The following is a 13,773-nucleotide window of genomic DNA, read 5'->3' as shown; positions in this document are numbered from 1 at the left end:
AGAGGAGCACGAATTGTCACCTAATCCAGCAGTAGATGCAGGCGGGCGACGGCGCATCGCCGTCATCGGCAGCGGCGTGGCCGGACTTACGGCCGCCTACGTGCTGAACCGGCAGGACAACGTCACCTTGTTCGAGGCAGATTCACGCCTGGGCGGCCATGCCCACACCCACGACATGCGCCAGCCGGACGGCAGCGCCATCGGCGTCGATACTGGTTTCATTGTTCACAATGAACGGACCTATCCCACGCTGCTGCGCTTGTTCGCCGAACTGGGCGTGGAAACCCAGGACTCGGAGATGAGCATGTCCATCCGCTGTGACGGCTGCGGACTCGAATATGCCGGCGCCCGGGACGGCGCACGCGGCATCATCGCCAAACCGTCGAGCCTGCTGCGCGGCCGCTACCTGCTGATGCTCCTGGAGGTCACCCGCTTCTACCGGAAGGCGCGCGAACTGCTCAGGACCGCGCCGCCGTCGGCCGTCAGCGGCGAGGTGGACGTTCCCGACCTGACGCTCGGCGCCTTCCTGGAGCGGGAAAAATTCAGCCCCTACTTCATCTCGCACTTCATGACCCCGGTAGTGAGCGCCGTCTGGTCCTGCGACCCCACCACCGCATTGTCCTACCCTGCGCGGTACCTCTTCACGTTCCTCGGCCACCACGGGATGCTGGGCATCAAAGGCTCACCGCAGTGGCGCACCGTCACCGGCGGCTCCGCCCGCTACGTCGAAAAGCTGGCTGCGACCCTTCCCGATGTCCGGTTGGAAACCCCGGTCACTGCCCTTCGGCGGACCCCTGACGGTGTGGAACTGGCAACTGCCGCTGGGCTGGAAGCCTTCGACGCCGTCGTCATCGCCACCCACCCGGCGCAGGCACTGGGGTTCCTGGCCGACGCCACGCCTGCGGAGAAGGAAGCGCTCGGCGGCATGCCGTACTCGGTCAACCACACCGTCTTCCACCGGGACCCCGCAGTCCTGCCCGCGGCGGAGAATGCCAGGGCTTCATGGAACTACCGGCTTCCCGGCTGCGACGCCCGACCGGACAAAGTCCTGGTCAGCTACGACCTGACGCGCCTGCAGCGGCTTGAACCGGCCGACGGCAGGCCGTACCTGGTCAGTCTTGGCGAGTCCGAACTGATTGCCGACGTCGCCGTCCTGGACAGGATGGTCTACGAGCACCCGCAGTACACCCCCGAGTCCCTGCAGGCCCAGCAGGCCATCAAGGCTCTCAGCAACGACCGGATCGCCTATGCCGGGGCCTATCTTGGCTGGGGCTTCCACGAAGACGGCGCCCTCTCCGGGGTCCGTGCCGCGGAGCAGCTCGGCCGCACCTGGCCGGTGGCCAGGGCCGATGACGGCGGAAACTCCTCCGGCGAGGGGGAGCGGGAACTGCTTGCCGCGGAACCGGCGTGACCATGGGTGCCGCCATCTACCGCACCGCCATCGCGCATGTGCGGCAGACCCCGCTGAAGAACGCGTTCACCTACCGCAGCTACAGCTGGTTCGTGGACGTGGATGACATGCCACGCCTGCCCCGCCTGCTCCGGCCACTGGCGGAATTCCGCGCGGGAGACCATCTGGGCGATCCCGGGGCCAGCTTCAGGGCCAACGTGGAGCGTTACCTGCGGACGCAGGGAATCGAGCCCGACGGCGGCCCCATCCACATGCTGACCAGTGCCAGGGTTTTTGGCTACGTCTTCAACCCGCTGACGCTTTTCTGGTGCTACGGCACCAACGGAGAGCTGCGGTGCGTGGTGGCCGAGGTCCACAACACCTACGGCGAACGGCACTGCTACCTGCTCCGGACAGACCCCTCGGGACGCGCGTCAGTGCCGAAGGCTTTCTACGTTTCACCCTTTAACGACGTTGACGGCGAATACCGGATGAAGCTTCCCGCCCCCGGAGAGCGGCTGGCGGTGTCAATCGTCCTGGAACGCGAAGGGCACCGACCCTTCGTGGCAACCATGGACGGCAAGCGTAAACCGGCCACCATCCGGAACATCCTCGCGGCAGCCGTTGCAGTGCCTGCCGCGCCGATGCTGGTATCCGCACTTATCCGGATTCAGGGCGTTAAGCTCTGGGCAAGACGCCTGCCCGTCGTCGCCAGACCACATCACCCCCCACAGGAGGCAGTTCAATGACAATGACGGACGATAACGGCACCGCCTCGGCTGAGCGGCCGGCGGACCATCACGGTTCCGCCGCACCGTACACCGTGCCGCGGCCACCCGCGTCCATCGATGCGGGCATCTGGCCGGGAATCGCCGCCGTGCCTTCGGGTTTCAAGGCGAACGGTGCCGCGCGGATTGCGGACGGGATCTTCAAGGCCGCGGTGCGGCGCCTTCCGCTCGAGGTGCGCTATCCCGATGGCCAGGTGCTGGGTTCTGCCCCGGCCGGCTCGGGCGCACCCGTCATGACCATCCACCGGCCCGCGCAGTTTGCCCTGCGGCTGGGCGACGGGGGCTTGATCGGCCTGGGCGAGTCCTACATGGCCGGCGACTGGGATGCAGACAACCTGACAGCAGTGCTGGAGGTCTTCGCGGATCGGGCGGGCACCCTGATACCGGCTCCGCTGCAGAAACTGCGGTCCATTTTCCTGCCGCGCCAGCCGCGGACGGAACGCAACTCCCTGAAGAACACCCGCTCCAATATCTCCCGTCACTACGACCTCTCCAACGAACTGTTCGCCACGTTCCTCGACGAGACCATGTCCTACTCCAGCGCGCTCTTCCCGGCATCGGGAAGCGCCGTGAAGGACATGCCGTGGGAGGGCTTCGCCGCCGCCCAGCAGGCGAAGATCGACCGGCTGCTGGACAAGGCCGGCGTCGGACCCGGAACCCGGGTGCTTGAGATCGGCACCGGGTGGGGCGAACTGGCGCTGCGTGCAGCCGCCCGCGGCGCCACCGTCTACTCGGTCACGTTGTCCAGCGAGCAGCAGGCGCTGGCCCGGAAACGGGTGGCGGAGGCAGGCTACGCGGACCAGGTGACCATTGAGCTGAAGGATTACCGTGCCGTGGAGGGCGAATACGACGCCGTCGTTTCGGTCGAGATGATCGAGGCCGTCGGTTACGAATATTGGGCCACGTACTTCCAAACCATCGAGCGTGTCCTTGCCCCCGGCGGAAAGGTGGCCATCCAGGCCATCACCATCGCGCATGACCGGCTCCTGGCCACCCGGACCGGATACACCTGGGTGCACAAATACATCTTCCCGGGCGGCGTGATTCCGTCGGTGCGGGCCATCGAGGAAGTCACAGAGAAGCGGACCGGACTGCAGGTGCGTGAACGCCTTGCCTTCGGCGAACACTACGCCGAGACGCTGCGCCTCTGGGAGGAACGGTTCATGGCGCGGAAGGACGAGGTTGCTGAACTCGGCTTCGACGCCGTCTTCCAGCGGATGTGGCTCTTCTACCTTTGCTATTCAAGGGCCGGTTTTGCCTCGGGCTACCTGAACGTCCAGCAAATTGTGCTGGACCGGAGGAAGAACGCTGCCGTCAACGGAGGCCGCTGATGACCGCTGCACTTGCCGAAACGATCGCAGAGGTGCTGCGGCCCGTGGTGGGCGGGGACCTGCCTGTCCGCCTGAAGGCCTGGGACGGTTCGGAAGCGGGGCCGGTGGACGCCCCGGTGGTCCGGCTCAACAGCCCGGACGCCATCCGCCGGTTGCTGTGGAACCCCGGCGAACTTGGCGCCGCACAGGCTTACGTCACGGGTGAACTGGACATTGACGGTGACCTCAATTCGGCGCTGCAGCAGCTGTGGGAAGTGGTCCGGCAGCGCCGGTTGTCCGGCATCCGCCTTACGCCCGGAGTCATCGCCGGCATCGGCAGGATCGCCCGCTCGGCCGGGGCCCTGGGGACACCGCCGGCGCCCCCGGCAACGCAGGCCAAGGTCCGGGGACGGCTGCACAGCCTGATCCGTGACCGCGCCGCGATCAGCCACCACTACGATCTCAGCAACGACTTCTACGGCCTGATCCTGGACCCGCAGATGGCCTACTCCAGCGGTTACTGGACGGAAGCTCCCGGTCCCGGCTACGGCGTCGAGGATGCCCAGCGCGACAAGCTGGACCTGGTGTGCCGCAAGATCGGGCTGGAACCGGGTATGCGCCTGCTGGACGTTGGCTGTGGATGGGGTTCCCTCAGCCTGCATGCCGCGCGGCAGTATGGAGCCAAGGTAGTTGGTGTCACTCTCTCCGTGGAACAGAAAGCATTCATCGACGCCCGGATCAACGAGTACGGCCTGGCGGACCAGGTGGAGATCCGGGTACAGGATTACCGCGAGATCCCGGACGGGCCATTCGACGCCGTTGCCTCCTTGGAGATGGGCGAACATGTGGGGCAGAAGAACTATCCCGTTTACGCCCAGGCCTTGTTCGAGAACCTGGCGCCGGGCGGGAAAGTGCTGGTACAGCAGATGTCCCGGCGCGGCCGCCACCCCGGCGGCGGTCCGTTCATCGAATCATTCATCGCGCCGGACATGCACATGCGCCCGGTGGGGGAGACGTTGAACTTCCTCGAGGGCGCAGGGTTTGAGGTGGAGGGGGTCGAGGGCATGCGCAGGCACTACGTCCGCACCCTTGACGCCTGGTACGCGACGTTCGAGCAAAACCTGGACCGGGCCGGGGAAATGATGGGCCCGGAAGTGGTCCGTGTCTGGCGGCTGTACCTGGTGGGGGCCCTCCGCAGCTTTGCCGAAGGCCGGATGGGCGTAGAGCAGATCCTCTGCAGCAGGCCCGCCCCGCTGTAGCGGCTCCCGCCGCTTCCACCGGCACCAGGCGGGGGGTGCGATTGGTCACCTCAAGGGGTTCCGAAGGTCACTTCGGGACCCCTTTTCCGTGCCCGGAAGCCCTGTGGACAACGCCGCGACACGCCGTCGATTTCGCGACACGCTGGCCGTTAATTGTGGCTAAGTAGTCCACAGGGTGTGGACGGAACTTCCAAAAATCCCGGGATCCCGGCCATTTTATGGGGCCCTGCCTGTGGATTAACGGTGCATTAAATGACATACTTGTAATACATCATCTTGGGGTCCAAAAGAGGCGCCTGCACTACATGTAGTATCTACATACGGCTTGGACGGGGACACCGCACCAGCAAGAGATTTCAACTAAGGGGACAGCGACAATGACCGTAACGGTTTACACGAAGCCTGCGTGTGTTCAGTGCAACGCCACCTACCGTGCGCTCGACAAAAAGGGCATCACCTACCAGAGCGTCGACATCTCCCAGGACGCCGAGGCGCTGGAGCGCCTGAAGGCACTGGGCTACATGCAGGCTCCCGTTGTGGTCACCGACCAGGACCACTGGTCAGGCTTCCGCCCGGACAAGATCGAGGAACTGGCACTGTCCGCCGTTTCCTCCGTAGCCTAAGGTTTCCGCTTTTCCCGACAGCAACAAGCTGAGGTGACGTCCATGGTGGCACCCACAGCACAGCGTGACCATGCGGCTCAGCGCATGGAGGCGTCCGCATTGGCCGGTGCACAGGCTGATGCAGGGCCGGTCAGTACCGGCAGCCAGCTCATCTACTTTTCCTCCGCATCCGAGAACACCAGCCGCTTCGTCAGGAAGCTAGGCCGTGAGGTGGCCCGGATCCCGCTCTACGCGAAGGACGCACCCCTCCTCGCCACCCGGCCGTTCGTGCTGGTGGTGCCTACTTACGGTGGCACCGGGGGAGAGGGGTCCGTTCCCAAGCAGGTCATCCGGTTCCTCAACAACCCGCAGAACAGGCAACTGCTCCGCGGCGTGATTGGTGCCGGCAACACGAACTTCGGGGACAACTACTGCATGGCCGGTGACATCATCGCCGCCAAGTGCAAAGTACCCCACCTTTATCGATTCGAACTTATGGGAACGCCGGAAGACGTCACCCGGGTCAACCAAGGATTGGACACGTTTTGGACACGACTGTCGCAGACACAGAAGTAACCAGGGCCGGGAAGCCCGAGATGCCGGCCGCCTACAAGGGCCTGGGCTACCACGAGCTGAACGCCATGCTGAACCTCTACGGTCCCAGCGGCGAAATCCAGTTTGAGGCGGACCGCGAGGCCGCCCACCAGTACTTCCTGCAGCACGTGAACAACAACACCGTGTTCTTCCATGACCTGGAGGAGAAGCTCGACTACCTGGTGAAGAACCAGTACTACGAGCGCGAAACGCTGGACCAGTACACGATGAACTTCATCCGTGAACTGTTCAACCGTGCCTACAAGAAGAAGTTCCGCTTCGAAACCTTCCTCGGTGCCTTCAAGTTCTACACCTCGTACACGCTGAAGACCTTTGACGGCAAGCGTTTCCTGGAGCGCTACGAGGACCGTGTGTGCATGGTTGCCTTGCACCTGGCCCGCGGCAACGAGCAGCTCGCCCTGCAGATGGTGGACGAGATCATCGAGGGCCGCTTCCAGCCGGCCACCCCCACCTTCCTGAACGCCGGCAAGAAGCAGCGCGGCGAGCTGGTCTCCTGCTTCCTGCTCCGCATCGAAGACAACATGGAGTCGATCGGCCGCTCCATCAACTCCGCGCTGCAGCTGTCCAAGCGCGGCGGCGGCGTGGCCTTCGCCCTGACCAACATCCGCGAGGTGGGCGCGCCCATCAAGCAGATCGAGAACCAGTCCTCCGGCGTCATCCCCGTGATGAAGCTCCTCGAAGACAGCTTCTCCTACGCCAACCAGCTCGGAGCCCGCCAGGGCGCCGGTGCCGTATACCTGCACGCCCACCACCCGGATATCTACCGCTTCCTGGACACCAAGCGGGAGAACGCGGACGAGAAGATCCGAATCAAGACCCTCTCCCTGGGCGTCGTCATCCCGGACATCACGTTCGAGCTGGCCAAGAAGGACGAGGACATGTACCTGTTCTCGCCGTACGACGTCGAACGCGTCTACGGCATGCCGTTCTCCGACGTCTCGGTCACCGAAAAGTACTACGAGATGGTGGACGATTCCCGGATCAAGAAGACCAAGATCAAGGCGCGCGAGTTCTTCCAGACCCTCGCCGAAATCCAGTTCGAGTCCGGCTACCCGTACATCATGTTCGAAGACACCGTGAACCGGGCCAACCCGATCGACGGCAAGATCATCATGTCCAACCTGTGCTCGGAGATCCTCCAGGTCTCCCAGCCCACCACGTACAACGATGACCTGTCCTACGCCGACACCGGCAAGGACATCTCCTGCAACCTGGGCTCGCTGAACATCGCCAAGACCATGGACTCGCCGGACTTCGGCCTCACCATCGAGACTGCGATCCGCTCGCTGTCCGCCGTCTCCGACATGTCCAACATCACCTCGGTGCCGTCCATCGCCAAGGGCAACGACCAGAGCCACGCCATCGGCCTGGGCCAAATGAACCTGCACGGCTACCTGGCGCGGGAGCGGGTCCACTACGGCTCCGAAGAGGGCCTGGACTTCACCAACATCTACTTCTACTCGGTGGTGTACCACGCGGTGCGCGCCTCCAACCTGCTGGCCATCGAAACCGGCCAGACGTTTGGCGGCTTCGAGAAGTCCAAATACGCCTCGGGGGAGTTCTTCGATAAGTACACGGAGCAGGAATGGGTTCCGCAGACCGAGAAGGTCCGCGAGCTCTTCAAGAACGTGCACATCCCCACGCAGGCTGACTGGCGCGAGCTGAAGGCTTCGGTCATGGAGCACGGCATCTACAACCAGAACCTGCAGGCCGTGCCGCCCACCGGCTCGATCTCCTACATCAACAACTCCACCTCCTCCATCCACCCGGTGGCGTCCAAGATCGAGATCCGCAAGGAAGGCAAGCTGGGCCGCGTGTACTACCCGGCGCCGTACCTGACGAACGACAACCTGGAGTACTACCAGGACGCGTACGAGATCGGCTACGAAAAGGTCATCGACACCTACGCCGCCGCGACCCAGCACGTGGACCAGGGCCTGTCCCTGACGCTGTTCTTCAAGGACACCGCCACCACGCGCGACATCAACAAGGCCCAGATCTACGCCTGGAAGAAGGGCATCAAGACGATCTACTACATCCGTCTCCGCCAGCTCGCGCTGGAAGGGACCGAGGTGGAAAATTGCGTTTCCTGCATGCTGTAACCAGAATCGGTTGAGTTCTGCTTAGGAGAGAGATGGAAACGACGACGGCGGCGGGCGGCTTGGTCTACGGCATCCGGCTTCGGCGGGAGGTCGAGTACCGCTACGTCGGTATCACCACCAAGACGGCCAGTCGTCGTTTCCATCAACACCTCCGGGCAGCAGCGGAGGGCCGAAAAACGCCGTTCTACGATTGGGTCCGCAAGCACGATCCCGCCGACCTGATCGCGGACGAACTGGATTGGATCGAGGGCTTGCAGGATCTGGGCCGGGCCGAGATGGAGTGGATCAGCTTCCTGCGCCGCGAGGGTGATCGCCTGCTGAATCTTTCCGATGGCGGACTTGGTCCCACGGGCGTCATCTGGACGGACGAGATGCGGGCGGCAGCCAGTGTACGTGGTACCGGGCGTAAGGGGTCGAGCCGGCCGGGTGCAGCGAACCCCTTCTACGGCGGAAAGCACAGCGTGGAGCAGCGCAGCAAGTGGTCACAGGACCGCAAAGGTACGAATTCCGGGACCGCTAACCCGAATTACGGCAGGTTCGGGCCGGACCATCCAGGGTTCGGACGCACTGTCGGCGAAGAAGCCCGAAGGGCACTTTCTGAAGCCAGGAAGGGCGCCGGGAATCCGAACTTCGGGAAGAAGGCCAGCGAGGAAACCCGTGCGAAAATGTCAGCGGTTCGGAAGGGCCGTCCAATGCCTTCCAGCCAGCGCAGCGCACACACTAGACATCACACCAACAAAGGCATCGAGAAAGCCGACTGCAAGTATTGCGTCGAGGACTCAGCCAAACCAAGTCTCTCTTCAGAAAGCGAGTCGGAGTCATGACCGAAAAAGTGAAGCTTCTCAGTCACGTCGAGGCCATCAACTGGAACCGCATCCAGGACGACAAGGACGTGGACGTCTGGAACCGCCTGGTGAACAACTTCTGGCTGCCGGAGAAGGTGCCGCTGTCCAACGACGTCCAGTCCTGGAACACGCTGACGCCGGCCGAGCAGCAGCTCACCATGCGCGTGTTCACCGGCCTGACCCTGCTGGACACCATCCAGGGCACCGTTGGTGCTGTCTCCCTGATCCCGGACGCGCTGACTCCGCACGAGGAAGCCGTGTACACGAACATCGCGTTCATGGAGTCCGTGCACGCCAAGAGCTACTCCTCCATCTTCTCCACCCTGGCCTCCACCAAGGAGATTGACGAGGCTTTCCGGTGGTCCACCGAGAACGAGAACCTTCAGAAGAAGGCCCAGATCGTCATGGACTACTACCAGGGCGACGATCCCCTGAAGCGGAAGGTGGCCTCCACGCTGCTGGAGAGCTTCCTGTTCTACTCGGGCTTCTACCTGCCCATGTACTGGTCTTCGCGGGCCAAGCTGACCAACACGGCTGACCTGATCCGCCTGATCATCCGCGACGAAGCCGTGCATGGCTACTACATCGGCTACAAGTTCCAGAAGGGCCTGGAGAAGGTTTCCGAGGAGAAGCGCCAGGAGATCAAGGACTACACCTTCGAGCTGCTCTTCGAGCTGTACGAGAACGAGGTGCAGTACACCCACGACCTTTACGACGGCGTGGGCCTAGCCGAGGACGTCAAGAAGTTCCTGCACTACAACGCCAACAAGGCGCTGATGAACCTCGGCTACGAGGCCATGTTCCCGGCCTCCGTCACCGACGTAAACCCGGCCATCCTGTCGGCGCTGTCCCCGAACGCGGACGAGAACCACGACTTCTTCTCCGGATCCGGTTCGTCCTACGTGATCGGCAAGGCTGTCAATACTGAAGATGAGGACTGGGACTTCTAAATCGGGTGTGAGAGAAGCTGGTTGGCGGTTTGCGGCTGGTTATGAGTTGACGACTTAGTTGGCACCACTGACAAGATGGTTGGCGCTGTGACAAACAGGGGCGCGGCGCCAACTATCTTGGCCAGCTTCAGTCGCTTGGCCACTTTGACCTTGGCTTGTAATCGGCGCCGCGCCCGGTGTACGTCCACCGGCAGTTCACACTGAAATGTTTCCGCAACCGGTGCAAATGGCAATCAGATCCGGGGATGGCCGCCAGCCCCGCCGCGCTGCGAAAGATCATGAATCCGTTGAGCCTGCATTCTCGTAGTCTCCGAAGCAAGATCAGCTCAAGCACCTTGCACGGGGGCCAGTCGGGTGGTTCAGTGCAGGCATGTCAGCAGCACCGACCGGGCCTCAGAGTAGTAAGCCGGTTGCCTCTAAGGAGGAAGCCCGGCGCAGGATCAACCGAGTCGCGTACTGGTCGCTGCCCTTCATGATCGCCTTCGGGGTCTGGAATCTAATTCCGAACCGTCCTGATGCTTGGCGATTTGCAGTTATGCCCGTCGAGATCGTGTTTGTCGTCGTCTACGGAACGGCCGTTATCCGGTTCTCACTGTGGCAGCGTGACGAATACTGGCGGGAACGGGGCCGGGACCCCAAGCACCCGGAGAGGTTTCCGAAAGACCGGCCCGGAGGTGGTCCGGGCTAGGGCAGGTGCATTCACCGTATGGGGACGTTGCCAGACCAGGGGACGAGCTGGCAGTCGGGAGCGGAATCGCCAGGTTCAAACATAACGGTCGATCCAGGGAATCCAGGGCGGCTCGCACCGGCGGCTCCGCTGGTCGGTCGCAGCGAGCGATCCCCCAATCCCTCCTTGCCCGGCCCAGTCCAGCGACGGGCCTGCATGTACGTGGGGGACGGCGCTGCCGGGGCTAGACTCGATTCATAAGCGAGCTTGGGGGAAGCAACGCATATGCGCATGGCAACAGGTTGTTTGGTATCCGCAGTCCTCATCGTCGCGCTGGCCGGATGTGAGTACACCGGCCCGGAGAGCGCGCCGGTCAGTTCCCAGGCCCAGGCCGGCGGCACGCGAATGCTGTCCTTTGAGGAAAACGTTGATGAAGTTGCGCGCGCACTCATGGTTTCTTCGGATGAACCAGGGATGCCGACGGTTGGGGAACCATTAGGGAAACTATCGGTTGACCTCGCGCCAGGGGACTACGTGATCAAGAGTGCATGTGCTGGTGTTCACGGTGTCACAGTCTCCATTGTCCAAGGCGAGAAGCCAACGATAGGGGTGCCCTACACGTGTGACTCTGTCTTGGAGCGATTTGTCCGGCACGCCGGCGGCCCGATCACCATCAGTACCGTCTCGCCCGTGGACAAGCCTGCCGCCGCCGGTGTCATGCTTGAACTCAACACTGATCCGCGCGCGTCAGAGTTTGAGGACATGTCGGAATGGGTGGCTCGGCAGCTTCAACCCAAACTGCCTGGACAGTTGGCGGGTGCCGCCAGCTCAAGCTCGCCCACGAGCCAAGGATTATCGGCAGAACCGGGCAGCTACGAAGTGCAGTTCCTTTGCGACGGAGCGGCCGACGTTGAGTTTTCAGTGGCCAGTTGGACAGGGGCGGAAGTTTTGAGCCCGATGAGCATCCCTTGCAACGGAAACGTCTTCAAGGCCCCTGTTGAGCTCCGGACTCGGGGAGCAGAATTCAGCATGGTCCCGAGCAGCGGGACCAAAACCCGTTATGCCTTCAAGCTTGTTCCGAACCCGTAGTCGCTTCCGGCGGAAGTGGTGCCGTCCGCCCGTGTGGTCGGGGGCCAGCTGATGGGCGGAGCTCTTCGTCCGGATAATGGTCTGCCTATCGCGTTTCGAGTGGGTCGGAATTGGACATGGGGGGAGCCCGGAGGGAGGCGTGTGCTGCAGCCGGCACACCAGCTTCCGGCCCACCTTGATTGGACTTACGCAATCACTGGTGAGCTCCTTCGCGAGGTCCAGAGCGAGATAACCAGGGCTGTACCCCAAAGCAAGAACAGGGGATCCCACAACCATGCGTGTCCAATCATCGCGTTGAGGTCATAGCCACCTGAAGGATGGATCAACCCTCCTAGGACGGCACTGCTGACGACGGTGTTCACGCCCCCGTAGCTGACCAGGAGCAGGCCTCCGGCCCAGCTCACCGCACGCCAGAATCTTCGCCAGGGCATACGGTCATAGGCGACGACGACGGGGATCGTCGCTGCCAGCAACTTTCCTATCCCAACGAGGCCAAGCACTAGCCCTGCCTCAAGCGGGGCCTCCACGGACAGCTGGACCGCCCATTGGCCCACCGTGGCTACAAGCCATCGCCCACCCAGAGCCCAGTACAAGCTGAATCCGGCATGGACGATACCGGCTATGCATGCCAACCAAGCCAACGATCGGCTGAAGGACATGTTTCTCTCAAGCGTCACCTGGATCACTGTAGCTAATTGCTGAAGATCGGCGTCGGCTTGGAGGGCGCCGAGACGAACTGCGGCGCGCCGACAGCGGAGTCTCGAAGCTGGGCACCGACCAACGTGGTGGACGATTCTGGCATGCCCATGCGTGCCGCTGGGGGAAAAATGGGGCGCCAAGCCCGGACCATTCTTCGTCGCTCTCGTCCTGCGGGCGCGGCGGGGTGGCTCCGGGACGTGCAGGTCCTGGAAAAAGCCACGGTCGTCCTTGGTCCACGGGCGGCGACCAACCAGCGGAACGACGGCGTGAGCCGCCCTGGATCCCCTCATCCGTCCGGGACGGATGGGTAGCATTTCAGCCTCTATGCTCATGGCAGGACGACGACTCGCTTTGCGAACTTGGGGGATCTGATGAAACCTAAACTTGGGATGCCGTGGCCGTTGATGTTATCTGGCGGGTTACTCTTTCTCTCCGTCGCGGCCATGGTCCTGCTTGGCCAAATGGGGCGGCCCTACTTTGTTTATGCGGGGGGTGTGGCGGCGGGCGCCACTGTACTGTTGGGAACCTGCCTTCTTGCCGACGTCCGCGGATCGGCGCAATGGCTGGGGCAGGTCGCTCAGAACAATGCCTCGCTGTATGCAAAGGGGTCGGCTCCCGACAGCGGTGTCTACCGGATAGTGGGCGCAGGGATTGCTGTGCTGGGGGTTGCCATCGGCGTGGTCCTCCTGCTGAATCTGCCGTGGTGACTCGATCGGGACCGCCAACCTGCGACGAAGACTAGGACAAGCGCATGCAGGGTGGGCTGGTGTTCCTCTATTAGCCTGTGGCGCCTACATTTCATGTCCGCCGCCGCCCACCGTTTGACGGGCTTTCTGTCGCCGTTCGTCGGCTTGGAGGATGCCGTCACGGACGGCAGCGCGGATGATGCCGTAGAGGATGTAGAAGAACACTGCCACGAAGACGACGGACAGGACCAAGCTGTCGAGTGCCATTACTCTCCGTCACCTTCCGGCCAGTACTGCCGGGCGCCGGCCGCGGCATCGCGGAGTTGGGTTCCGTCAAGGTCAATGGAGGTTTCGGGCATGCCCATGTCGGTCCATTGGGTGACCAGGCGCATGGCTCCCGCCGGCGGCAAGGGCCACAGCCAGAGGGTTCCGCTGGCCGCCATCTCGTCGTCCCCGCCGCTGCCGCCTTGGCCTTGAAAGAGAACCACCGGCGGCTCCGGCTGGGGTGCGTCGGGTGCAGGGTGGGGTCTGTTCAGCATCGCCCCGGTGGAGGCTTTGGAGCCGTCAGCAAACTCCACTCCGCAGAGAAGGGCCGCGAGAGGCATGTTGGCCTTGGCCCACCGGGCGTGCGGCTGGCTGAAGAAGGAAGCGTTGAGCTCAGCCCATTCTTCGTCGTTCTCGTCATGCCGACGCAACTTCCACGACAGATCAAAAAGGCAACCCGTGGAATACACCTTGACGGCTTCAACAGCCATGACGAACGTTGGCGAC

At 63.1% G+C, this 13,773-nt stretch carries 14 protein-coding genes; 11 read left to right on the top strand and 3 right to left on the bottom strand.

Features of this window, described 5'->3' with window-relative positions; translation table 11 throughout:
• The first annotated feature begins 13 nt into the window (after positions 1 to 13).
• The 10 genes from AC4EEV_RS02135 (at position 14) to AC4EEV_RS02090 (ending at position 11,617) form a co-directional block, all read left to right on the top strand.
• Positions 14 to 1,411 (top strand): NAD(P)/FAD-dependent oxidoreductase, encoded by a 1,398-nt coding sequence (locus AC4EEV_RS02135; RefSeq protein ID WP_491330048.1) that lies wholly within the window; start codon positions 14 to 16, stop codon positions 1,409 to 1,411.
• On the top strand, positions 1,408 to 2,139 hold the full coding sequence (locus AC4EEV_RS02130) for a DUF1365 domain-containing protein (protein ID WP_491330047.1): 732 nt from the start codon (positions 1,408 to 1,410) through the stop codon (positions 2,137 to 2,139). Before AC4EEV_RS02135 ends, AC4EEV_RS02130 begins: the two co-directional genes overlap by 4 nt.
• Positions 2,136 to 3,509, top strand: a complete 1,374-nt coding sequence (locus AC4EEV_RS02125) for a class I SAM-dependent methyltransferase (RefSeq protein ID WP_491330046.1) — start codon at positions 2,136 to 2,138, stop codon at positions 3,507 to 3,509. Before AC4EEV_RS02130 ends, AC4EEV_RS02125 begins: the two co-directional genes overlap by 4 nt.
• On the top strand, positions 3,509 to 4,747 hold the full coding sequence (locus AC4EEV_RS02120) for a class I SAM-dependent methyltransferase (RefSeq protein WP_491330045.1): 1,239 nt from the start codon (positions 3,509 to 3,511) through the stop codon (positions 4,745 to 4,747). The genes AC4EEV_RS02125 and AC4EEV_RS02120 overlap by 1 nt, the downstream gene beginning before the upstream one ends.
• Positions 4,748 to 5,124: 377 nt before the next feature.
• The gene (gene nrdH / locus AC4EEV_RS02115) at positions 5,125 to 5,370 is read left to right on the top strand and encodes a glutaredoxin-like protein NrdH (RefSeq protein ID WP_013601222.1); all 246 of its coding nucleotides are present in this window, start codon (positions 5,125 to 5,127) and stop codon (positions 5,368 to 5,370) included.
• 84 nt (positions 5,371 to 5,454) lie between these two features.
• A complete protein-coding gene (nrdI, locus tag AC4EEV_RS02110; RefSeq protein WP_026264518.1) occupies positions 5,455 to 5,925 on the top strand; it encodes a class Ib ribonucleoside-diphosphate reductase assembly flavoprotein NrdI in 471 nt (156 codons plus the stop codon).
• A gap of 20 nt (positions 5,926 to 5,945) precedes the next feature.
• Positions 5,946 to 8,066, top strand: coding sequence for a class 1b ribonucleoside-diphosphate reductase subunit alpha (nrdE, locus tag AC4EEV_RS02105; RefSeq protein ID WP_109044486.1), 2,121 nt, complete (start codon positions 5,946 to 5,948; stop codon positions 8,064 to 8,066).
• Between the two features lie 32 nt (positions 8,067 to 8,098).
• On the top strand, positions 8,099 to 8,890 hold the full coding sequence (locus AC4EEV_RS02100; RefSeq protein WP_109044487.1) for an NUMOD3 domain-containing DNA-binding protein: 792 nt from the start codon (positions 8,099 to 8,101) through the stop codon (positions 8,888 to 8,890).
• The gene (gene nrdF, locus AC4EEV_RS02095; protein WP_018761532.1) at positions 8,887 to 9,861 is read left to right on the top strand and encodes a class 1b ribonucleoside-diphosphate reductase subunit beta; all 975 of its coding nucleotides are present in this window, start codon (positions 8,887 to 8,889) and stop codon (positions 9,859 to 9,861) included. The genes AC4EEV_RS02100 and nrdF overlap by 4 nt, the downstream gene beginning before the upstream one ends.
• A gap of 952 nt (positions 9,862 to 10,813) precedes the next feature.
• Positions 10,814 to 11,617 (top strand): hypothetical protein, encoded by an 804-nt coding sequence (locus tag AC4EEV_RS02090; RefSeq protein WP_018761530.1) that lies wholly within the window; start codon positions 10,814 to 10,816, stop codon positions 11,615 to 11,617.
• Positions 11,618 to 11,802: 185 nt separating this feature from the next.
• Here AC4EEV_RS02090 and AC4EEV_RS02085 read toward each other — a convergent pair whose 3' ends face one another.
• Positions 11,803 to 12,276, bottom strand: coding sequence for a DUF3995 domain-containing protein (locus AC4EEV_RS02085; RefSeq protein WP_018761529.1), 474 nt, complete (start codon positions 12,274 to 12,276; stop codon positions 11,803 to 11,805).
• 411 nt (positions 12,277 to 12,687) lie between these two features.
• Here AC4EEV_RS02085 and AC4EEV_RS02080 point away from each other — a divergent pair, with 411 nt between their 5' ends.
• Positions 12,688 to 13,023, top strand: coding sequence for a hypothetical protein (locus AC4EEV_RS02080; protein ID WP_491330044.1), 336 nt, complete (start codon positions 12,688 to 12,690; stop codon positions 13,021 to 13,023).
• Positions 13,024 to 13,107: 84 nt separating this feature from the next.
• On the opposite strand, the gene AC4EEV_RS02075 is transcribed toward AC4EEV_RS02080, so the two are convergent.
• Both AC4EEV_RS02075 and AC4EEV_RS02070 read right to left on the bottom strand, forming a co-directional pair.
• Entirely contained in the window at positions 13,108 to 13,269 is a 162-nt protein-coding gene (locus tag AC4EEV_RS02075) for a hypothetical protein (protein WP_018761527.1), read from the bottom strand.
• On the bottom strand, positions 13,269 to 13,757 hold the full coding sequence (locus AC4EEV_RS02070) for a hypothetical protein (RefSeq protein WP_491330043.1): 489 nt from the start codon (positions 13,755 to 13,757) through the stop codon (positions 13,269 to 13,271). The genes AC4EEV_RS02075 and AC4EEV_RS02070 overlap by 1 nt, the downstream gene beginning before the upstream one ends.
• Between the last annotated feature and the right edge of the window lie 16 nt (positions 13,758 to 13,773).

It is taken from the genome of Pseudarthrobacter sp. MOO14, assembly GCF_058267675.1.
This window is presented reverse-complemented; position numbering and strand designations above follow the sequence as displayed.